This window comes from Citrobacter sp. VF227 (genome assembly GCF_052950715.1).
The window spans coordinates 160737-183108 of sequence record NZ_JBRFVF010000001.1; the positions used below are offsets into that span (position 1 = coordinate 160737).

20 protein-coding genes and 1 other RNA gene are annotated in these 22372 nt (G+C 51.1%); 12 read left to right on the top strand and 9 right to left on the bottom strand.

The genetic code is table 11. The annotated features are described in order from the left end of the window. Positions 1 to 27: 27 nt before the first annotated feature. The 3 genes from hemP to ppsR all read right to left on the bottom strand — a co-directional run bounded on the left by hemP (position 28) and on the right by ppsR (position 2393). Positions 28 to 216 carry a hemin uptake protein HemP gene (gene hemP / locus ACU8YC_RS00860; RefSeq protein ID WP_151219026.1) on the bottom strand — a complete coding sequence of 63 codons (189 nt, stop codon included), beginning with the start codon at positions 214 to 216 and terminating at the stop codon, positions 28 to 30. Positions 217 to 386: 170 nt separating this feature from the next. Further along, positions 387 to 1433 (bottom strand): 3-deoxy-7-phosphoheptulonate synthase AroH, encoded by a 1047-nt coding sequence (gene aroH, locus ACU8YC_RS00865; RefSeq protein ID WP_151219027.1) that lies wholly within the window; start codon positions 1431 to 1433, stop codon positions 387 to 389. 126 nt (positions 1434 to 1559) lie between these two features. Beyond that, on the bottom strand, positions 1560 to 2393 hold the full coding sequence (ppsR, locus tag ACU8YC_RS00870) for a posphoenolpyruvate synthetase regulatory kinase/phosphorylase PpsR (protein WP_003030553.1): 834 nt from the start codon (positions 2391 to 2393) through the stop codon (positions 1560 to 1562). A 327-nt stretch (positions 2394 to 2720) separates the two neighbouring features. Between ppsR and ppsA the strand changes: the two genes are divergently transcribed. After that, positions 2721 to 5099, top strand: a complete 2379-nt coding sequence (ppsA, locus tag ACU8YC_RS00875) for a phosphoenolpyruvate synthase (RefSeq protein ID WP_187252536.1) — start codon at positions 2721 to 2723, stop codon at positions 5097 to 5099. A gap of 109 nt (positions 5100 to 5208) precedes the next feature. Here the strand turns inward: ppsA and aroD are convergent, their stop codons facing one another. The 3 genes from aroD to ydiK all read right to left on the bottom strand — a co-directional run bounded on the left by aroD (position 5209) and on the right by ydiK (position 7535). Next, a complete protein-coding gene (gene aroD, locus ACU8YC_RS00880) occupies positions 5209 to 5967 on the bottom strand; it encodes a type I 3-dehydroquinate dehydratase (protein ID WP_187252535.1) in 759 nt (252 codons plus the stop codon). A 166-nt stretch (positions 5968 to 6133) separates the two neighbouring features. Beyond that, positions 6134 to 6241, bottom strand: an RNA gene (gene rprA / locus ACU8YC_RS00885) — antisense sRNA RprA. Between the two features lie 184 nt (positions 6242 to 6425). Next, entirely contained in the window at positions 6426 to 7535 is a 1110-nt protein-coding gene (gene ydiK / locus ACU8YC_RS00890; RefSeq protein ID WP_151219029.1) for an AI-2E family transporter YdiK, read from the bottom strand. A 213-nt stretch (positions 7536 to 7748) separates the two neighbouring features. Between ydiK and ydiJ the strand changes: the two genes are divergently transcribed. The 3 genes from ydiJ (at position 7749) to ACU8YC_RS00905 (ending at position 11478) form a co-directional block, all read left to right on the top strand. After that, the gene (ydiJ, locus tag ACU8YC_RS00895; protein ID WP_151225381.1) at positions 7749 to 10805 is read left to right on the top strand and encodes a D-2-hydroxyglutarate dehydrogenase YdiJ; all 3057 of its coding nucleotides are present in this window, start codon (positions 7749 to 7751) and stop codon (positions 10803 to 10805) included. Beyond that, complete coding sequence (gene menI / locus ACU8YC_RS00900) at positions 10802 to 11212, top strand: 1,4-dihydroxy-2-naphthoyl-CoA hydrolase (RefSeq protein WP_187252534.1); 411 nt, start codon at positions 10802 to 10804, stop codon at positions 11210 to 11212. The genes ydiJ and menI overlap by 4 nt, the downstream gene beginning before the upstream one ends. A 77-nt stretch (positions 11213 to 11289) precedes the next feature. Continuing rightward, positions 11290 to 11478 carry a YdiH family protein gene (locus ACU8YC_RS00905; protein WP_151219032.1) on the top strand — a complete coding sequence of 63 codons (189 nt, stop codon included), beginning with the start codon at positions 11290 to 11292 and terminating at the stop codon, positions 11476 to 11478. A 67-nt stretch (positions 11479 to 11545) separates the two neighbouring features. On the opposite strand, the gene ACU8YC_RS00910 is transcribed toward ACU8YC_RS00905, so the two are convergent. Next, complete coding sequence (locus ACU8YC_RS00910) at positions 11546 to 12397, bottom strand: Vmh family MBL fold metallo-hydrolase (protein WP_446894921.1); 852 nt, start codon at positions 12395 to 12397, stop codon at positions 11546 to 11548. 122 nt (positions 12398 to 12519) lie between these two features. Here ACU8YC_RS00910 and ACU8YC_RS00915 point away from each other — a divergent pair, with 122 nt between their 5' ends. Beyond that, the gene (locus ACU8YC_RS00915) at positions 12520 to 13395 is read left to right on the top strand and encodes a LysR family transcriptional regulator (RefSeq protein ID WP_446894922.1); all 876 of its coding nucleotides are present in this window, start codon (positions 12520 to 12522) and stop codon (positions 13393 to 13395) included. A 333-nt stretch (positions 13396 to 13728) separates the two neighbouring features. On the opposite strand, the gene ACU8YC_RS00920 is transcribed toward ACU8YC_RS00915, so the two are convergent. Further along, positions 13729 to 14160: a DUF3828 domain-containing protein gene (locus tag ACU8YC_RS00920; protein ID WP_286545011.1), complete on the bottom strand. Its 432-nt coding sequence runs from the start codon at positions 14158 to 14160 to the stop codon at positions 13729 to 13731. Between the two features lie 1031 nt (positions 14161 to 15191). On the opposite strand from ACU8YC_RS00920, the gene sufA reads away from it, so the two are divergent. The 7 genes from sufA (at position 15192) to ldtE (ending at position 21839) form a co-directional block, all read left to right on the top strand. Beyond that, entirely contained in the window at positions 15192 to 15560 is a 369-nt protein-coding gene (sufA, locus tag ACU8YC_RS00925; RefSeq protein WP_151219036.1) for a Fe-S cluster assembly scaffold SufA, read from the top strand. Between the two features lie 8 nt (positions 15561 to 15568). Beyond that, entirely contained in the window at positions 15569 to 17056 is a 1488-nt protein-coding gene (gene sufB / locus ACU8YC_RS00930) for a Fe-S cluster assembly protein SufB (RefSeq protein WP_446894923.1), read from the top strand. Between the two features lie 16 nt (positions 17057 to 17072). After that, the gene (gene sufC / locus ACU8YC_RS00935) at positions 17073 to 17819 is read left to right on the top strand and encodes a Fe-S cluster assembly ATPase SufC (protein WP_151225388.1); all 747 of its coding nucleotides are present in this window, start codon (positions 17073 to 17075) and stop codon (positions 17817 to 17819) included. Beyond that, positions 17794 to 19065, top strand: a complete 1272-nt coding sequence (sufD, locus tag ACU8YC_RS00940) for a Fe-S cluster assembly protein SufD (protein ID WP_446894924.1) — start codon at positions 17794 to 17796, stop codon at positions 19063 to 19065. Before sufC ends, sufD begins: the two co-directional genes overlap by 26 nt. Next, positions 19062 to 20282, top strand: a complete 1221-nt coding sequence (sufS, locus tag ACU8YC_RS00945) for a cysteine desulfurase SufS (protein ID WP_151225390.1) — start codon at positions 19062 to 19064, stop codon at positions 20280 to 20282. Before sufD ends, sufS begins: the two co-directional genes overlap by 4 nt. Before the next feature lie 12 nt (positions 20283 to 20294). After that, the gene (gene sufE / locus ACU8YC_RS00950) at positions 20295 to 20711 is read left to right on the top strand and encodes a cysteine desulfuration protein SufE (protein WP_151219041.1); all 417 of its coding nucleotides are present in this window, start codon (positions 20295 to 20297) and stop codon (positions 20709 to 20711) included. Positions 20712 to 20834: 123 nt separating this feature from the next. Next, complete coding sequence (gene ldtE, locus ACU8YC_RS00955; protein WP_446895158.1) at positions 20835 to 21839, top strand: L,D-transpeptidase LdtE; 1005 nt, start codon at positions 20835 to 20837, stop codon at positions 21837 to 21839. A 67-nt stretch (positions 21840 to 21906) separates the two neighbouring features. Here the strand turns inward: ldtE and lpp are convergent, their stop codons facing one another. Next, complete coding sequence (lpp, locus tag ACU8YC_RS00960; RefSeq protein ID WP_003029373.1) at positions 21907 to 22143, bottom strand: murein lipoprotein Lpp; 237 nt, start codon at positions 22141 to 22143, stop codon at positions 21907 to 21909. Between the last annotated feature and the right edge of the window lie 229 nt (positions 22144 to 22372).

Below are 22372 nucleotides of genomic sequence, written 5' to 3' on the forward strand. Positions count from 1 at the left end.
ACCTGGGTGGCTGGCGAACAGTATTGTTTATTTGGTCAGAATGAGTTTTCCGGTTTGGGTCTGGCGCAGCAAGTAGTGCTGACCATCATGTTCTATGATCACGCGTCCTTCTTTACCCAGCAGGCTTTTGCTGTCAATTTGACGCTCATTTGGCGCGGCAGAAGGCGGTGCATTTTCTTTTGCAGACGTTGTTGTTGAGTTATCCATACGTGACATAGTGTTTAAAAATAACAATCAATGTAACAATGATAATCATTATCATCAAACAGCAAATTTGCGGCAAGCATTTTTGTGAAATAATTGTGACGAGAACGGATTTTGTACAGCAAAGAGGGGGAAAACACAGGATTAGCACCGGGCAACGTAGTGTTACCCGGCGAACAGCATTAAAAACGGCTATCAACCGCAGAGGCGAGTTTTTCAACCAGCAGTTCGGTATCCTCCCAGTTCAGGCACGGGTCAGTAATGGACTGACCGTACACCAGCGGCTGGCCGCTAACGATTTTTTGCGTACCTTCACGCAGGAAACTCTCGGCCATAATCCCGGCAATCGCCGTCGAACCATTACGAATTTGCAGACAGACGTCATCGCATACTTCCAGCTGACGACGATGCTGCTTCTGGCAATTGCCGTGACTAAAATCGACCACCAGATGCTCAGGCAGCGAAAATTCGTGCAGCGTATCGCAGGCGGCGGCAATATCTTCCGCATAATAATTCGGTTTTTTACCGCCGCGCATGATGATATGCCCGTAAGGATTACCGCTGGTCTGGTAAATGGTCATCTGGCCGGTTTTATCCGGTGAGAGGAACATGTGACTGGCGCGAGAGGCACGAATTGCATCGACGGCGATACGCGTATTGCCATCTGTACCGTTCTTAAAACCGACCGGGCAGGAGAGCGCGGATGCCATCTCGCGGTGGATTTGGCTTTCGGTGGTGCGCGCGCCAATGGCTCCCCAACTGATTAAATCGGCAATAAACTGACCGGTCACCATGTCGAGGAATTCTGTTGCCGTCGGTACGCTTAATTCATTAACCTGCAACAGCAGTTTACGCGCCAGTTCAATGCCGTGATTTACGCGGTAGCTGCCGTTTAAATCCGGATCGGAAATTAAACCTTTCCAACCCACGACGGTGCGCGGTTTTTCAAAATAGGTGCGCATTACGATTTCCAGACGCGCCTGATGTTTCTCGCGCAGGGCCTGCAAACGCGTCGCGTATTCCATGGCGGCATCAAGATCGTGAATCGAGCAGGGACCCACGATCACCAGCAAACGCGGGTCTTCACCATTTAAAATTTTTTCTATCCGGCGTCGGGATTCCGTGACATGACGGGCGACGGAGGACGAAACAGGATACCGTTGCGCAAGCTCTGCTGGAGTGACCAGGTTGTCAATACGCGCAGTACGGAGTTCATCGGTTCTGTTCATTATTTGTCTCAGAAATTTGTTGCTTCAACGGCAGGACTACCGGGAAGTGATGTACATCACAATATCACACTCATCCTGCCTGGTGGCGAGCATCATAACAAAAAATCGAACCAATGAACTAGCGTTCTAGTACATGCGCCGATTCAGCCCCATAATGTCGAGGATCTTGGTAGCAATCTCTTCTACCGAATAATTGGTACTGTTCAGCCATGGGATTTGATTTTTCCGGTATAGCGCTTCTACCTCAGCAACTTCCATCCGGCACTGGCGCAGCGAAGCGTACCGACTGTTCTCCCGGCGTTCTTCGCGGATTGCCGCCAGGCGCTCTGGGTCGATGGTCAGGCCGAACAATTTATGCTGCAACGGCTTCAGGGACGCTGGCAGTACCAGATTATCCATATCATCGGCAATAAAGGGGTAGTTGGCGGCGCGAATACCAAACTGCATCGCCAAGTACAAACTGGTCGGTGTTTTGCCGCAACGGGAAACGCCAAGCAGGATCACCTGCGCCTGATCGAGGTTGCGCAACGAAATACCATCATCATGGGCAAGGGTGTAATCAATAGCGGCAATGCGCGCGTCGTATTTGTTGAGATTACCGGGATTCAGACCGTGGGTGCGATGGGCGATTGGCGTGGGATCGAGCTTCATCTCGTGCTGCAGCGGAGCAACCAACGCCTGCACGATATCCTGACAAAAACCCTCGCTTTGCAAAATGATTGAGCGTATTTCTGGCAGGACGATGGAGTAGAACACCAGAGGACGCACGCCAGTTTGTTGGTAGATCGCGTCAATCTGGTCTTTTACCGCCCGCGCACGGCTCTCATTTTCCACAAACGGCAGCGTAATGCTGCTGATCGTGACCGGAAATTGCGACATTACCGCGTGGCCCAATACCTCGGCGGTGATGGCCGTACCATCAGAAATATAAAATACATGACGATCAACAGCATTATCCATTTTGCTCATCCTGGGCAGACATAATTCTCTGAAAGCATAAATTAAAATTCGCCAGAAGCGAATATTGCTGCATCTTTTTTATAAAATGAAACGGTATTTTTATATTTAATGAAAAGTACATTTCATTTTTCGGAACAAATGTTTATACCGGTAGTTTTTGTGGAGATTCCCTGTGGCTCGCGGGTTTGCGCAAATGCGGAAACAATCTGAAAAAATAAAAAATAAAGTTGCTTGAACGATTCACCGTTTTTTTCGCTGGAGTAAATATGCAAAGATAATTACGCAAAATTGAGTTTTCTAACCTCGTTCAAATATAAGGATTGTTCGATGTCCAACAATGGCTCGTCACCGCTGGTGCTTTGGTATAACCAACTCGGCATGAATGATGTAGACAGAGTTGGGGGCAAAAATGCCTCCCTGGGTGAAATGATTACTAACCTTTCAGGTATGGGTGTTTCCGTACCGAATGGTTTTGCAACGACCGCCGATGCGTTTAACCAGTTTCTGGACCAAAGCGGTGTAAACCAGCGCATTTATGAGCTGCTGGATAAAACGGATATTGACGATGTCACCGAGCTTGCAAAAGCCGGCGCGCAGATCCGCCAGTGGATTATCGACACTCCTTTCCAGCCGGAGCTGGAAAATGCCGTCCGCGATGCCTACGCGCAGCTGTCAGCGGACGATGCCCATGCATCTTTTGCCGTGCGTTCTTCCGCCACCGCAGAAGATATGCCAGATGCGTCATTTGCCGGGCAGCAGGAAACCTTCCTCAACGTCCAGGGATTTGATGCTGTACTGGTTGCTATCAAACACGTATTTGCCTCGCTGTTTAACGACCGAGCGATCTCTTATCGTGTCCACCAGGGTTATGACCATCGTGGCGTAGCGCTCTCTGCGGGTGTGCAGCGGATGGTGCGCTCAGACCTCGCGTCTTCCGGCGTCATGTTCTCCATCGATACCGAATCCGGTTTCGATCAGGTGGTGTTTATCACGTCTGCATGGGGCCTGGGCGAGATGGTCGTGCAGGGCGCCGTTAACCCGGATGAATTCTACGTGCACAAACCGACGCTGGCGGCTAATCGTCCGGCTATCGTCCGTCGCACAATGGGTTCGAAAAAGATCCGTATGGTCTACGCGCCAACCCAGGAACACGGTAAGCAGGTAACGATTGAAGATGTCCCGCAGGAACAACGCGACATTTTCTCCCTGACCAATGCTGAAGTGCAGGAACTGGCGAAGCAGGCGGTGCAGATCGAGAAGCACTACGGTCGTCCGATGGACATCGAATGGGCGAAAGACGGTCATACCGGCAAGCTGTTTATTGTGCAGGCGCGTCCGGAAACCGTGCGTTCTCGTGGCCAGGTGATGGAGCGTTATACGCTGCATGCGCAGGGTAAAATTATTGCTGAAGGTCGTGCCATCGGTCACCGCATTGGCGCGGGTCCGGTCAAAGTCATCCAGGACATCAGCGAAATGAACCGTATCGAACCCGGCGATGTGCTGGTGACTGACATGACCGACCCGGATTGGGAACCGATCATGAAGAAAGCAGCGGCGATTGTCACCAACCGTGGCGGTCGTACCTGTCACGCGGCGATCATCGCCCGTGAGCTGGGGATCCCGGCAGTGGTTGGCTGTGGCGATGCTACCGAGCGCATGAAAGACGGTGAGAAGGTTACTGTCTCCTGTGCCGAAGGTGACACCGGTTATGTTTACGCTGACATGCTCGACTTTAGCGTGAAGAGTTCCAGCGTCGAAACCATGCCGGATCTGCCGTTGAAGGTGATGATGAACGTCGGTAACCCGGACCGCGCTTTCGACTTCGCCTGCCTGCCAAACGAAGGTGTTGGCCTGGCACGTCTGGAATTTATCATTAACCGCATGATTGGTGTACACCCTCGCGCGCTGCTGGAGTTCGATGACCAGACGCCTGAGTTGCAAAACGAAATCCGCGCCATGATGAAAGGTTTCGATTCTCCACGTGAATTCTACGTGGGTCGTCTGACGGAAGGGATCGCGACGCTGGGGGCGGCGTTTTATCCGAAACGCGTCATCGTGCGTATGTCTGACTTTAAGTCCAACGAATATGCCAACCTCGTCGGCGGTGAGCGTTATGAGCCGCATGAAGAGAACCCGATGCTGGGCTTCCGTGGAGCGGGCCGTTACGTTGCTGATAGCTTCCGCGACTGTTTCGCGTTGGAATGTGACGCAGTGAAACGTGTCCGTAACGATATGGGCCTGACTAACGTCGAAGTGATGGTGCCGTTTGTACGTACCGTAGCGCAGGCGAAAGCGGTGGTGGAAGAGCTGGCGCGTCAGGGGCTGAAACGCGGTGAGAACGGGCTGAAGATCATCATGATGTGTGAGATCCCGTCCAACGCCTTGCTGGCCGAGCAGTTCCTTGAATACTTTGACGGCTTCTCCATTGGTTCAAACGATATGACGCAGCTGGCGCTGGGTCTGGACCGTGACTCTGGTGTGGTTTCTGAACTGTTTGATGAGCGTAACGACGCGGTCAAAGCCCTGCTGTCGATGGCGATTCGCGCAGCCAAGAAACAAGGCAAATACGTGGGTATCTGCGGTCAGGGTCCCTCTGACCACGAAGACTTCGCGGCCTGGCTGATGGAAGAGGGGATCGACAGCCTGTCGCTGAACCCGGATACCGTCGTGCAGACCTGGCTGAGCCTGGCTGAACTGAACAAGTAACATTATGCCGGATGGTGGCGTAAGCGCCTTATCCGGCCTACGGTGAGTATCATTCGTGGGCCGGATAAGATGCGGTAGCATCGTCATCCGGTATTTTATCCTTCCACGCTTAAGCCTGATGCAATATTGTCAGTACAGTGCGCAGATCGGTCACTGCGATTTGCCCCGGAGCAGATGCTTTTTTCACCGCACCGAACGTGGCTGCTGAACCAAAAACCTCGCCAGCTAAACGAGAAATCACCCCGTTTTTTGCCATCGACATCGTGATAATTGGACGATCGGCATAGCGTTCATGCATTTCCAGCGTCGCGCTGAGCAGCGTCAGCACATCCGTTTTGCATTGCGGCATCAGCGCAATTTTGGGAATATCGGCGTCCAGTTCCTGCATTTTACGCAGACGCTGAACAATCTCCTCAGCGGCCGGCGTTTTATGAAAATCATGATTCGACATAATAACCAGGACTTTTTTGGCGTGAGCTTGCTCAACGGTTGCTTTCACCTGCGCATCACCAGTGAATAGCTCGAGATCGATCATATCCACCAGACCACAGTCTATCGCTGCACGGTTTAGTGCGAAATAGTCTTCAGCAGGTAAGGCCTGCTCGCCGCCTTCCTGCGCAGTACGGAAGGTAAAAAGTAACGGCTTGTCAGGCAGAATCTCGCGGATGGCGCGCGCAGCGTCCAGTACTGCGTCAATGGATGCGACATCGGCAAAATGGTCAACGCGCCATTCCAGAATATCGAAATCCGCTTCGCGATAGGTCAGCGCTTCACTTTTTACCATTGCGATGTCTTTAGCCATCAGTGAGACAATGATCTTCGGCGCACCCTTGCCAATTACGACATTTCTTACAGTTACGGTTTTCATTGATTACCCTATAAATATTGGCTGATATCTGTCCGTCAGCCCCCTGAGCCTTCAACAATATCACGGTTTTGTGCTTGATATCGAAACCACTTTTTTAATTGGTACAGACCGTTGAATGGCGGGAAAGTTAAGAAAGGAGAGTATGGCGATTAGAAGGGTACGAAGGACAAAAAAAAGCCCATCGTGGGAGATGGGCAAAGACTACACACAGCAATTCGTTGTTTCACTCAGGGGATTTCCATGCTTATAAATCAATGTGTTGATCTAAAGCCATGGGCTAATAGTAGGCATACGGCTTTTTAACGTCGATCAGATTCATCTCAATAGTTTAAAAACTGTAAAGAATTTGCGACACAAATGAGTGTTTAAAGAAGGGCAACGTTGGGTCTGATTCAGTAAATGGGAGGGATTAATTAGAATTGTTAAACAGTCAGGCAGCTGTGCCGCCTGACGTGGGATTACTTATTGCGTTCTATTTCAGCAATTTCTTCGAGGATTGTATCCGGATCGCTATCCGGCGCAGGGGCTTCGTTTACCCATGCGGAGAACAGACGCCAGGAAACAGCCAGGACCACCGGGCCGATAAACAGGCCAATCATGCCGAATGCAATTAGTCCACCGATGACCCCTGAGAGAATCAGGATCAATGGTAAATCGGCACCCATACGAATCAGCATCGGGCGAATCACGTTATCCAGCGTTCCGACCACACCGCTCCACACGAGCAGCACTGTGCCCCAGGTTGAATCGCCCGTCCAGTACAGCCAGATAATGGCCGGGACCAGCACCGGCAAGGGGCCCAGCTGTACCAGACAAGAGAGGATCATCACCACTGCCAGCAGCGTGGCATACGGCACGCCGGTTACCGCCAGACCAATACCGCCGAGCACGGCCTGCACCAGTGCGGTGACCACGACGCCTAATGCGACGGCGCGAATGGCCTGTGCTGCCAGCAGAATGGCGGCATCGCCGCGTTTGGATGCCAGGCGGCAAGCGAAGTGACGAATACCTAACGCCACCTGTTCACCGCGCCAGTACAGTAGGGCACTGAACAGCAGCATCAGACCACAGTGCATCATAAAGCGGCCAATATGTGCAGCCTGACCGACGAACCAGGTTGTCGTCGTGCCAATATAAGGACGAACCTTCGCCATGATGGCCGAGCCGCCCATATCCAGCAGGCTGTGCCATGCGGCATACATTTTGGCGCCGACTAACGGAATACTGTTCAGCCACGCCAGATCCGGCAGCGTCATATCGCCTGCGGTTACGGCATGGATCAACGGCCCGCTGCCATCCACAATGCTATTAACCAGCAGCGCGATAGGAATGATAAACAACAGTACCAGCAGCAGGGTCATCACCAGCACGGCCAGCGAGCGACGTCCCCAGAGCAGTTTTTGTAAGCGTAGCAGGATGGGCCAGGTCGCAATGACCACCGTACCTGCCCAGGCAAAACCGAGGATAAAGGGTTGAACAATCCAGAGACACGCCACAATCATGATGGCTAAAAACAGCACCGATAGCAGCACTTGTGCAATATCCCTGGGCTGACGGAAATTTACCATAAATACTTTTCACCTTTGTCTTTGCGTCAGAACGTTGACGCGACGTGAACATCTAAATGACACCCTGTAATGATGAGCAATTTCAGCGGTTTTGAACAGGTGGATTCTGCCTGTAAATCTGCTGAGCGTATTAGAAAAAAATGTGATACAACAAACAAAGCAACACGCAAACGATTAAATTCACAACACAGACCGCAGGAAAGGGTCACTATAATGATTCCACAAATTTCTCAGGCACCGGGTGTCGTTCAACTGGTGCTCAACTTTTTGCAGGCGCTGGAGCAGCAAGGATTTACGGGCGATACGGCAACGAGCTATGCCGATCGTCTGACAATGTCGACGGATAACAGTATTTATCAGCTGCTTCCTGATGCTGTGGTTTTCCCTCGTTCAACCGCAGATGTGGCGCTAATCGCCCGTCTGGCGGCAGAACCTCTTTTCTCTTCGCTCATTTTTACCCCGCGCGGCGGCGGCACCGGAACCAATGGTCAGGCGCTGAATCAGGGCATTATTGTTGATATGTCTCGCTACATGAGCCGTATCATTGAAATCAATGTGCAGGAAGGTTGGGTGCGGGTCGAAGCTGGGGTAATCAAAGATCAGCTCAACCAGTTTCTGAAGCCTTACGGCTATTTTTTTGCTCCCGAATTATCTACCAGTAACCGGGCTACGCTGGGAGGGATGATCAATACCGATGCCTCCGGACAAGGTTCGTTGGTTTACGGTAAAACCTCCGATCACGTACTGGGGATCCGCGCGGTGCTGATGGGGGGCGATATTCTTGATACTCAACCCATGCCGGTCGAACTTGCCCAAACGTTGGGTAACAGCAATACCACCATTGGACGCATTTACAAGACGGTTTATGAACGTTGCCGCGACAACCGAAAACTGATCATTGATAAATTCCCGAAACTTAATCGCTTCCTGACCGGGTACGATTTACGGCACGTCTTTAATGATGAGATGACCGAATTTGATTTAACCCGCATTCTGACCGGCTCTGAAGGTACGCTGGCGTTTATCACCGAAGCCCGTCTGGATATCACGCCGTTGCCCAAAGTCAGACAGTTGGTTAACGTCAAGTACGACTCGTTTGACTCGGCACTACGTAACGCTCCGGTGATGGTGGACGCGCGCGCGCTGTCAGTAGAAACCGTCGACTCCAAAGTGCTTAATCTGGCGCGGGAAGATATTGTCTGGCATTCGGTCAGTGAATTGATTACCGATGTTCCTGATAAAGAGATGTTGGGCCTGAATATCGTCGAATTTGCGGGTGACGATGAAGCATTGATCGATGCTCAGGTTAGTGCGCTGTGTGAACGTCTGGATGGGTTAATTGCCCGTCAGGAAGCCGGTGTCATTGGTTGGCAACTGTGTACTGAACTCTCGGGCGTAGAGCGTATTTACGCCATGCGTAAAAAAGCAGTCGGTTTGTTGGGGAATGCAAAAGGTGCTGCAAAACCTATTCCGTTTGCCGAGGACACCTGTGTTCCGCCGGAGCATCTGGCTGACTATATTGCCGAGTTCCGTGCGCTGCTCGACAGCCACGGTCTGAGTTATGGCATGTTTGGTCACGTGGATGCCGGCGTGCTGCACGTCAGGCCGGCGCTGGATATGTGCGACCCGCAGCAGGAAGTACTGATGAAGCGCATTTCTGATGATGTTGTCGCGCTGACGGCAAAATATGGCGGTTTGCTGTGGGGCGAGCACGGGAAAGGTTTTCGTGCAGAATACAGTCCGGCGTTCTTCGGGGAGGAGCTGTACCGCGAACTGCGTAAAGTGAAATCAGTGTTTGATCCGCAAAACCGTCTCAATCCAGGGAAAATCTGTCCACCGGAAGACGTAGATGCGCCGATGATGAAAGTAGATGCGGTGAAGCGCGGGACGTATGATCGTCAGATCCCACTGGCCGTACGCCAGGAGTGGCGCGGGGCAATGGAGTGTAACGGCAACGGGTTATGCTTTAACTTCGATGCGAAAAGTCCCATGTGCCCGTCGATGAAAATCAGCCTCAACCGTATTCATTCGCCAAAAGGGCGAGCTACCTTGGTGCGTGAATGGCTGCGTTTGTTAGCGGATCGCGGGATCGACCCAATACAGCTGGAAAAAGAGCTACCGGAAAAACGCGCCAGTTTACGTGCGCTGATTGCCCGTACCCGCAACAGTTGGCATGCGCGCAAGGGCGAATATGATTTCTCGCACGAAGTAAAAGAGGCAATGTCCGGCTGTCTGGCATGTAAAGCCTGTTCAACACAGTGTCCGATTAAAATCGATGTGCCGGAGTTCCGTTCGCGCTTCCTGCAGCTGTACCACACGCGTTATCTGCGCCCGCTGCGCGATCACATGGTGGCGACCGTTGAGAGCTATGCGCCGTTAATGGCGCGGGCACCCAAAACGTTTAACTTTTTCATCAATCAGCCGCTGGTACGTAATCTGGCGAAAAAGCACATCGGTATGGTCGATTTACCGCTGTTGTCTGCGCCTTCGCTACAACGTCAGCTGGTTGGCCATCGCTCCGCCAATATGACGCTGGAACAGCTCGAATCACTCACTCTTGAGCAAAAAGCGCGTACAGTGCTGGTGGTGCAGGATCCGTTCACCAGCTATTACGATGCGCAGGTGGTGGCTGATTTTATACGCCTGGTTGAAAAGCTGGGCATGCAGCCGGTACTGCTACCGTTCTCGCCAAACGGCAAGGCGCAGCATATTAAGGGCTTTTTAAACCGTTTTGCGAAAACCGCGAAGAAAACATCGGAGTTTCTCAATCGGGTGGCGAAGCTGAATATTCCGATGGTGGGTGTTGATCCTGCGCTGGTGCTTTGCTATCGCGACGAATACAAACTGGTGCTCGGGGAACAGCGGGGTGATTTCCATGTGTTGTTAGCCAACGAGTGGTTATCGACAATTGTGGAAGCGCAGCAGCCAATCGCGGTTGGCGGTGAACCGTGGTACTTCTTTGGTCACTGTACCGAAGTGACGGCTCTGCCAGGCGCGCCTGCGCAGTGGGCGGCTATTTTTGCCTGCTTTGGCGCAAAGTTGGAAAACGTCAGCGTGGGTTGCTGTGGTATGGCGGGTACCTATGGTCACGAAGTGAAGAATCATCAGAACTCACTCGGGATCTATGAGTTATCATGGCACCAGGCAATGCAACGATTGCCGCGTAACCGTTGTCTGGCGACCGGATACTCCTGTCGCAGTCAGGTAAAACGCGTTGAAGGTACGGGAGTTCGCCATCCATTACAGGCACTGCTGGAGATTATAGGATGATCTGGAAACGTGAAGTCACACTTGAGGCGCTCAATGCCATGGGTGAAGGAAACATGGTTGGGCTGCTCGATATCCGTTTTGTGCACATTGGTGACGATTCGCTGGAAGCCACGATGCCGGTGGATCACCGTACCAAACAACCTTTTGGTTTGCTGCACGGCGGCGCATCCGTAGTACTGGCGGAAAGCATGGGTTCGGTGGCAGGCTACCTGTGTACTCAGGGTGAACAGAAAGTGGTGGGCCTGGAGGTCAACGCCAACCACATTCGCTCCGCGCGGGAGGGCCGCGTCAGAGGGGTATGTCGTGTGGTGCATACCGGCTCCCGTCATCAGGTGTGGCAAATTGAGATTTTCGATGACCAGGGACGATTGTGTTGCACGTCGCGTCTGACGACCGCAATTTTGTGATGCATATTGCTTTTGGTCATTATCTGCGCAGGGAATGGTGTTATACTGTGCAGGTTTTGAACACAAGCGAGGATGATATGTCTACCCAATTAGACCCGGCCCAACTGGCAATAGAATTTTTACGTCGTGATAAATCCGATCTTTCACCGGCTCAGTACCTGAAAAGACTGAAACAACTCGAACTGGAGTTTGCTGATTTACTGGCGCTTTCATCGATTGAACTGAAAGAAGAGATCTATTTTGCCTGGCGCATGGGCGTTCATTGATTCCGGTATGCTTATCGAGTAAAAACCCCGACACGCGTTCGGGGTTATTTTTTGCCTTAAATCTTCATTACCACTTCATCTCACCGGTATTGACTTTTGCACTTAGCTCCAGAGAGCTTGTGTCCGCGAGACCTGACCAAGCCGCGGTCATGGTTTTAATCACATAGTCAGATCCTTTCTTCGCCTCTAATGCCTGCTCAAACGACTGCAAATAGTCCTGAGTGAAGCGAATCGCTTTATCGCCCGTAGGGCGTTCGCCAATGTAATGACCTGGGATCACCTGAGTGGGGTGTAAGTTCTGCATTTCGCTCAGTACGCTACGCCATGCGCTACGTTGTTCTGCAGACTGAGTATCTGCCGTCCAGACATGTATACCGGAAGCCACGCCAGTACCGCCAATAATGGCACGGTTTGCTGGGATCCAGACATAGGCTGCATAATCGTCGGGATGGCGCAGTTCCAGTGTTTCGCCATCAACCGTGAACTGCGTTTGCGTTGTCGCCTGCGGAACGGTGAGCGATGTTGGCGCACCATCCTTCATTTGCGGACCCCAGAACTGCAGTTTAGCCTCTTTGGTGGCGCGGATATGGTCCACTACGTGTGGTGTTGCCAGAACTTTTACCTGTGGGAAGGCATTGACGATAGGCTGCAGGCCAAAATAGAAATCCGGATCGCCGGAGGTGATCACGATAGCCTTCAGCGTTTTACCGCTGGCGTGAATCATCTGCACCAGTTGTTCGCCATCTTTGGTGCTGAACTGGGCGTCAAACAACATGGCCTCTTTGGGACCAGACACCAGCGTCGAAGAGACCGGGAAAATACCCTTGTCCTGGGGATTGTAGACCTCCAGCTGTAGCGGTGCGGCGAAAGCTGAAGACGCAAACAGAGGTAACAGCAGGGCCAGAGATTTAACTTTCATACCAGGTAACCTTATGCAGGGAATTGTCTTTTGATAGTTCCCGTATTTTAAGCATATTCGTATCTGTTAGAATTCCCTCATTAGGACATGCTGAGTTTCATAAAACGATCGGATGGGATGCAATGGACAGAGTGATGGCGGCAACGGTATTTAACCATATCTGTGATTTGGGCAGTCTGAGCGCCGCTGCACGTGCATTGGGGCTTTCCCGTCCGATGGTCAGTCGTTACCTCGACGAGATGGAAAAATGGGCAGGCGCAAGGCTTATCCATCGATCATCGCGTCGCTTGACGATCACGCCAGCGGGTGAAGAGGCATTAGCGAAAACACGTTCTCTGGCGCAACTTTCGCTGGATATCGGGGCCGCCAGCGCCGCGCAAACGCCCAGTGGCACGCTACGTGTGGCCTGTGCGCACTTTACTGCTATGCATATATTAGCGCCGGTACTGCCCACATTTCTGGCGCAGTATCCGCAGTTGCGGATCGAGGTGGAGATCAATAATCAACCGGTAAGCCTGGTAGGAGAACGGATTGATGTGGCAATCCGTATAACGGAAAATCCCGAACCCGGAACCATCGCCCGTCGCCTTGGCGACTGTAAATCGGTGCTGTGCGCGTCTGTAGATTACCTGCATCAATACGGTACTCCTGAAACGCTCGACGATCTGACGCGGCACAATTGCCTCTATTACAGCGGGTTTGCTGGTAAATCCTGGCACTTTAAGGATGTCTACGGCCAGGATGTCGCCGTTGCGATTAAAGGGAACTTGAGCGCCGGAATCTCTTCGCTGCTCTGTGAGTCGGCGCAGGCGGGAATGGGCATTGCGCTGGTGCCGGAACTGGAGGCGTGGGAAGGGCTGGCGCAGGGGGCGTTAATTCGCTTATTACCAGAGCTACAGCCCAAATGCCTGCCGATTTATGGTTTATACCTTTCTCGTGAACATCAGCCTGCGGGCTTACGCTTGCTGCTGGACGCACTCAGTGGGGCGCAATGCTAAAAAGGTAGCTAAACGTGCTCATAAAATAGTCAAACCGCAATTTGTGTTAAAAAAAACTTATCAGTGTATGAGATTCTTCTTATCGCCCCTTCAAGAGCTAAGCCATTGTGAGTGCCGGAGATAAGCGCCGGATGGGGCCGGAACCCTTAAGCCTGCCAGCAAGCAGACTTAAGGGTTTTTTGTTGTTTGTCAATTAGCTGGGGTCGATTCCATTATCATTGACACGGAAAATATAAAAATCCCATTCAGTTCGCGCAGGCTTTTTTACTTTCCGGCGATATAGCAGGGGTATTCGCGGATGTGCCATGGCATAGTAACTCTGTCATAACGTCGTTAATTGTTATCGCGTGCAGCAACGGACTGTACTTTCCACTCGCCATTTTCATTAACCATACAATCAATAACCGTGTGAGGATTTTTTTTGCCGAACGTTATATTGACGTTTACGCAGACAGGATCCCAGTCATATGAGGATATGGCCACATTCTCTGTCCAGTCGTCACCGATATATTGTGATTTTAGAAAAAAATCAGAAGAATAGAAAACCTCATCATCATAATTTGGATCTTGTGTTCGCCTTAGTTTCTGCATTGTTGATGCAGTAACGTATTTATCGATATCTTTACCGTCGGTAATCGGGAAATTATTATTGTTAATTTGGTTCACGTACCACTTATTAAATGCAACGGCCTGGTTAACAGGATCGTTGGTATTATTTGCCATAGCAGATGAGGTCACCAGTAGCAAAAGCAGTAATTTTTTCATGTCACTTGTGCCTGTATATAGTAACAGTGGGCTGGATTTTTCTGTACTGTGGCCCAGGGCATAAACTGCGCTGTACGAAATCGGAGTACCAGGCTCCCGTCCCATCGTAAATACAGGCGTGCCCATACTGGTTTGGACCTGGTAAAGCATCAATAACCGCTATATCGCCCTCTATTGGGGTGCCGTATGATTTGCTGAATCCTGCTTTTTCTAGTGACCTTGCAAAACTGTTGGCGTTAGCACCTTCAATTTTGACGCCGCCAGCGCGAATTGCTGCAGCTACTGCTCGAGCGCAATAACCCTGGCTTTTTTGATGCGCGTGACTTCGCGCATACGAGACCGCATCATGTTTATTCCATGACATAATTTTCCCTTAGTAATAGAATGAATCATAAAATAATAATACTCCGGCACTTAATTCGAAATTGTATTTTATAGTGAGATTTAATTAATCAACATATGTAATGCCAATATTAATTATCGAATTGATAATTAAAGCGTATGGCAATATATTGAATTAGCAATTAGTCCTGCAAATCCCAAAGTTAATCTTATTTACGTAATGTCTACTGTTAAAATCAAACTGGCTTGTAAATTATGACGTTTAAAATTGGGAACACGCCTCGCATAACCTCCATTTTAGGATTTGGGGGGCAAAATCGCGCTGAGGGCTCAATTTGGGGCGTTAAATAGTCTGTACTTATCTATCACGAGAAAAGACTAAGTTACTGATTATATAATAATCACATGATTTCATTAAATTTTCAAAACCTATCTCTTAAATAGACATTATCTATACATCTTTTGATCTTTGACCTGCCTGAACGATTGGATTTTCATAATCCATTATTAATCAAAGCATTGAACAAAATAATCCATCTCTGATAACCCGCGCTGCAGGGTCTATGCTTATTAAAAGTAACCAAAAAGGGCGATTAACCCGAATGCCCCTGCTGTTGAGGGGTTGAAGTGATAATCATTATCACTAACATATTGTTATAGCTTAAAAGCTAGTGACTCGAGGTAACCCTATGGAATTGCATTCAGGAACATTTAACCCGGAAGATTTTGCATGGCGTGGACTGAGGTTAACGCCAGCGGCTGCGGCGCACATCCGCGAACTGATGGCAAAGCAACCCGGCATGTTGGGCGTTCGCCTGGGCGTGAAGCAAACGGGATGTGCAGGATTCGGCTACGTGCTGGATACCGTCCGTGAGACTCAAAAAGACGATCTCCTGTTTGAAATGGATGGTGCCAGACTGTATGTGCCGTTACAGGCGATGCCGTTCATCGACGGCACAGAAGTCGATTTTGTTCGCGAAGGATTAAATCAGTTATTTAAATTTCATAACCCGAAAGCCCAGAACGAATGCGGCTGTGGCGAAAGTTTTGGGGTATAGGCGGTACTATGTCTCGTAATACTGAAGCAACTGACGATGTCAACACCTGGGCTGACGGGCACCTTAATTACAAAGAGGGGTTCTTCACCCAACTGCAAACCGACGAGCTGGCGAAAGGGATCAGCGAAGAGGTCGTGCGCGCAATTTCGGCAAAACGTAATGAACCCGACTGGATGCTGGAATTCCGCCTTAATGCCTTTCAGGCATGGTTGACCATGGAAGAACCGCACTGGCTAAAAGCGCACTATGACAAACTGAATTATCAGGATTACAGCTATTACTCTGCGCCGTCCTGCGGCAACTGCGATGAAACCTGTGTGTCTGAACTGGGAGCGGTGCAGCAAACGGGCGCAAATGCATTTTTAAGTAAAGAGGTCGAGGACGCCTTTGAACAGCTTGGCGTGCCGGTCCGCGAAGGCAAAGAGGTGGCGGTTGATGCCATTTTTGACTCGGTGTCGGTGGCGACCACCTATCGCGACAAACTGGCGGAACAGGGCATTATTTTCTGTTCGTTCGGTGAGGCGATTCACGACCACCCGGAGCTGGTAAAACAGTATCTGGGCACGGTTGTTCCGGGTAATGACAATTTCTTTGCCGCACTGAATGCGGCAGTGGCCTCCGACGGTACGTTTATTTATGTGCCGAAAGGTGTGCGTTGCCCAATGGAACTGTCGACCTATTTCCGTATCAATGCGGAAAAAACCGGGCAGTTTGAACGCACCATTCTGGTTGCGGATGAGGGAAGCTACGTCAGCTATATCGAAGGCTGTTCGGCCCCTGTGCGCGACAGCTATCAGCTGCATGCTGCGGTAGTGGAGGTCATCATCCACAAAGATGCCGAAGTGAAATACTCGACGGTACAAAACTGGTTCCCTGGCGATGGCAATACCGGCGGCATTTTGAACTTTGTTACCAAGCGGGCGCTGTGCGAAGGCGAAAACAGCAAAATGTCGTGGACGCAGTCAGAAACCGGTTCGGCCATTACCTGGAAATACCCAAGCTGCATTCTGCGTGGGGATAACTCTATCGGCGAATTCTACTCCGTGGCCCTGACCAGTGGTCATCAGCAGGCCGATACTGGCACCAAGATGATCCACATTGGCAAGAACACCAAATCAACCATCATCTCTAAAGGTATCTCCGCCGGACACAGTCAGAACAGCTATCGCGGTTTAGTGAAAATCATGCCAACCGCCACCAATGCCCGCAACTATACCCAATGCGACTCGATGCTGATCGGCGCGGATTGTGGGGCGCACACCTTCCCGTATGTGGAGTGTCGTAACAACAGCGCCCAGCTTGAACACGAAGCCACGACGTCGCGCATTGGTGAAGACCAGCTATTTTACTGCCTGCAGCGCGGTATCAGCGAAGAGGATGCCATTTCGATGATCGTGAATGGTTTCTGTAAAGACGTGTTCTCTGAACTGCCGCTGGAATTTGCCGTGGAAGCGCAAAAACTTCTCGCCATAAGTCTTGAACACAGCGTCGGTTAAAATTTAAGGAAAGCACATGTTAAGCATCAAAGATTTACAGGTCAGTGTGGAAGATAAGACGATCCTGCGTGGGCTGAGTCTTGACATTCGCCCCGGAGAAGTGCACGCCATTATGGGGCCAAACGGTTCCGGGAAAAGTACGCTTTCCGCCACGCTCGCCGGACGTGAAGACTATGAAGTCACCGGCGGGACGGTAGAGTTCAACGGTAAAGATTTACTGGAACTGTCACCGGAAGAGCGGGCCGGTGAAGGCATCTTTATGGCATTTCAGTATCCAGTAGAAATCCCCGGCGTAAGTAATCAGTTTTTCCTGCAAACGGCACTGAATGCGGTGCGCACCTACCGTGGCGAAGAGTCACTGGACAGGTTTGACTTCCAGGATCTGATGGAAGAAAAAATTGCGTTGCTGAAGATGCCGGAAGATTTGCTCACGCGTTCGGTCAACGTCGGTTTCTCCGGCGGTGAGAAAAAGCGTAATGACATTTTGCAAATGGCGGTACTGGAGCCTCAGTTGTGCATTCTGGATGAGTCAGACTCCGGGCTGGATATCGACGCGCTGAAAATCGTCGCCGACGGCGTGAACTCGCTGCGTGATGGGCAACGTTCATTCATTATCGTCACCCATTATCAGCGTATCCTGGACTATATCAAACCCGATTATGTTCACGTTCTCTACCAGGGGCGAATTGTGAAATCCGGTGATTTCACACTGGTCAAACAACTGGAGGAGCAAGGTTATGGCTGGCTTAGCGAACAGCAGTAACGTGTTGCAACAGTGGCACCATCTGTTTGCGACGCAAGGTGAGACTCGCTCGCAACATGCCCAGCAGCACCTGCAACAGATGCTGCGACTGGGGCTGCCAACGCGTAAGCATGAGGACTGGAAATACACGCCGCTGGAGGGATTAACCCACAGCCAGTTTGTCAGCCATGTCACTGAGATATCGTCAGCCCAGTGTGAAGCGTTAGCACCGGCTATTGAGGCCATACGACTGGTATTTGTCGACGGGCAATTCTCTCCAACGCTGAGCGACAGCGCGGAAGGTAGTGGTTTTGATATTACCGTTGATGATGTACGCCAGACGCTACCGGCCGCCATCCAACCGGAAGTCTTTCTGCACCTGACCGAAAGCCTGTCGCGTAGCGTCACGTACATTAAGGTGAAGCGAAACCAGCGGCCGAAGAAACCGCTGTTGTTGTTGCACATTACCCAGGGGCTGGCGAGCGATCAGGTGAATACGGCGCACTATCGCCACCATCTGGAACTGGCGGAAGGGGCTGAAGCAACCGTCATTGAACACTATGTCAGCCTTAGCGAGCTTCGTCATTTTACTGGCGCACGCTTAACCATGAATGTCGCGGCGAATGCGCACTTGCGCCATATCAAACTGGCGTTTGAGAATCCGCAAAGCCACCACTTCGCACATAATGACATTCAATTGGGGGCGGATGCCACGGCCACCAGCCACAGCTTTTTACTCGGTGATGCGGTGCTGCGCCATAACACCAGCACTCAGCTTAACGGCGAAAACACGACGCTTCGGCTCAACAGCCTGGCGATGCCGGTGAAAAATGAAGTCTGCGACACCCGCACCTGGCTTGAGCATAACAAGGGATATTGCAACAGCCGCCAGTTGCATAAAACGATTGTCAGCGATAAGGGGCGGGCGGTATTCAATGGCCTGATTAACGTTGCTCAACACGCTATTAAAACTGATGGTCAGATGACCAACAATAATTTGCTGCTCGGTAAACTGGCTGAGGTGGATACCAAACCACAACTTGAAATCTATGCCGACGACGTGAAATGCAGCCACGGGGCGACGGTAGGGCGGATCGACGACGAGCAGATGTTCTATCTGCGTTCGCGTGGGATCGGCCAGCAGGATGCCCAACAAATGATTCTCTATGCGTTTGCCGCTGAGCTAACGGAAGCCCTGGACGAGGAAACGCTGAAGCAACAGGTATTGGCAAGGATCGCCCAACGCTTGCCGGGAGGCGTAGCATGACATTTCCCATTGAAAAAGTGCGGGCCGATTTTCCAATCCTGACGCGTGAAGTGAATGGTTTACCGTTGGCGTATCTGGACAGCGCCGCCAGCGCGCAAAAACCTAACCAGGTGATTGATGCTGAAGCCGAGTTTTACCGTCACGGCTATGCGGCGGTCCACCGTGGTATCCATACGTTGAGTGCTCAGGCCACGGAAAAAATGGAGAATGTGCGCAAGCTCGCCTCGCTGTTTATTAACGCCCGCTCAGCGGAGGAGCTGGTGTTTGTTCGCGGTACCACGGAAGGGATCAACCTGGTAGCAAACAGCTGGGGCAACAGCAATGTGCGGGCGGGTGATAACATCATCATCAGCGAAATGGAGCATCATGCCAACATTGTGCCCTGGCAGATGCTGTGTGCCCGCGTCGGGGCTGAACTGCGCGTTATTCCACTTAATGACGATGGTACATTGCAACTGGAAGCGCTGCCGATGCTGTTTGACGATCGCACGCAACTGCTGGCGATTACCCACGTATCTAACGTACTGGGCACGGAAAACCCGTTGGGTGAGATGATCGCGCTGGCGCATCAATACGGTGCAAAAGTACTGGTGGATGGCGCACAGGCGGTTATGCATCATCAGGTGGATGTGCAGGCGCTGGATTGCGACTTCTATGTTTTCTCCGGTCACAAGCTCTATGGGCCAACTGGTATTGGCGTTCTGTATGCCAGAGAGTCGCTGCTACAGGAGATGCCGCCGTGGGAAGGTGGCGGGTCGATGATTGCGACAGTGAGCCTGAGCCAGGGAACGACATGGGCCAAAGCCCCCTGGCGGTTTGAAGCCGGAACGCCAAATACGGGTGGAATTATTGGGCTCGGCGCGGCTATTGAATATATTTCAGCGCTGGGGCTGGCTGAAATCAGCGAATATGAACAATTCATGATGTGCTATGCGCTTGAACAGCTGGGGGATGTGCCGGATTTAACGATCTACGGACCGGATAACCGTCTGGGCGTGATTGCGTTTAACCTCGGCAAGCATCATGCTTATGACGTCGGGAGTTTTCTCGATAACTATGGCATTGCTGTACGAACGGGGCATCACTGCGCAATGCCGCTGATGGCCTTTTATAACGTTCCCGCGATGTGCCGGGCGTCGATTGCCATGTACAACACCCATGAAGAAGTGGATCGCCTGGTAACAGGTCTCAAGCGTATTCATCACTTACTGGGCTAACAGGGAGGCGTTATGGCTGCGCTACCGGATAAAGAAAAGTTGTTGCGTAATTTTACGCGTTGCGCTAATTGGGAAGAGAAATACCTGTACATTATTGAACTGGGTCAACGTCTGCCACAATTAAGCGACGACGATCGTAATGTGGAAAATAGCATCCAGGGATGTCAAAGCCAGGTATGGATTGTTATGCGTCAGAATGCCGAAGGAATTATTGAATTTCAGGGCGACAGCGATGCGGCTATTGTGAAAGGGCTTATTGCGGTGGTATTCATTTTGTATGACCGCATGATGGCCCAGGATATTGTGAATTTTGATGTGCGTCCGTGGTTTGAAAAAATGGCGCTCGCACAGCATCTCACACCGTCTCGGTCACAAGGGCTCGAAGCGATGATTCGGGCAATTCGCGCCAAAGCCGTAACTCTTAGCTAAACTGATAAGACACGTCATTTTTCAGAGCGACCTGAACAATCTCGTGTTGGGCAACGCAGTGACTCGTAGGCCGGATCGGGCGCTTGCCGCCATCCGGCATGAACGCCAGGGGGGTGAGTGAGTATGAAACGCGCGTCTGTTATTACGTTAATGCTAATCGGCGCTTACAGTGCTATTCAGGCCGCATGGGCGGTCGATTATCCTTTGCCACAGGCGAACAGCCGTCTTGTTGGGCAAAACCAAACCTACACCGTGCAGGAAGGCGATAAAAATCTACAGGCGATTGCCCGTAAGTTTGATACTGCCGCAATGCTGATCCTTGAAGCCAATAATACTATTGCCCCCGTCCCAAAACCCGGAACGCTGATTACCATTCCCTCGCAATTATTGCTGCCAGATGCGCCACGCGAAGGCATTATTGTGAATCTTGCGGAACTGCGTCTGTATTACTTCCCGCCGGGTGAGAATATTGTTCAGGTCTTCCCGATTGGGATTGGTTTACAAGGACTGGAAACGCCGGTTATGGAAACCCGGGTTGGGCAGAAAATCCCAAATCCCACCTGGACTCCTACACCAGGCATCCGTAAACGCTCTCTGGAGCGAGGCATAACTCTACCGCCAGTTGTACCCGCTGGGCCAAATAACCCGTTAGGGCGCTTTGCACTGCGTCTGGTGCATGGAAACGGTGAATACCTGATCCATGGCACCAGCGCGCCGGATAGCGTGGGCTTGCGTGTGAGTTCCGGTTGTATTCGCATGAATGCACCGGACATCAAAGCATTGTTTGCTCAGGTCCGCACTGGAACGCCGGTCAGAGTGATTAATGAACCGATTAAATATTCGGTTGAGCCGAACGGCATGCGCTATGTCGAAGTGCATCGACCGTTGTCGCCGGAAGAGGAACAAAACGTCCAGACTATGCCCTATGTACTACCCGCCGGTTTTACCTCATTTAAAGACGACAAAGCCGTGGATAGCAGCCTGGTGGAACGAGCGTTGTATCGCCGCGCGGGCTATCCTGTCACAGTGACAGCCGGACAAGTCTCGGTAGTTAGCAAGGGTGCGGAAGTGAAGTCTGCGCGTAATGGCGTACCAGGAGGGGATGCAGAGGTGCACGCAACGCAATAGCAGGGAAAGGAAATTCAGAGCAAAAAAATGGCGCACAATGTGCGCCATTTTTATTACACAGATACTATTACTTGCGGTATTTAGTAGCTGCGTTGTCCAGACGCTGGTTAGCGCGAGCTGCGTCATCTTTAGCAGCCTGAACGTCGGAACGCATTGCGTTCACGTCGTTGCTCAGCTGGTCAACTTTAGCGTTCAGAGTCTGAACGTCAGAAGACAGCTGATCGATTTTAGCATTGCTGGAGCAACCTGCCAGCAGAGTAGAACCCAGGATTACCGCGCCCAGTACCAGTTTAGTACGATTCATTATTAATACCCTCTAGATTGAGTTAATCTCCATGTAGCGTTACAAGTATTACACAAAGTTTTTTATGTTGAGAATATTTTTTTGATGGGAATGCACTTATTTTTGATCGTTCGCTCAAAGAAGCATCGAATTGTGCAAAAACAGCTAAAAAACCGAGTGAAAACAGAAAGCTTCCATCGGATTCATCTTAGATAATCTCGGATTAGATAGTGAAATCCGATTTGATTTT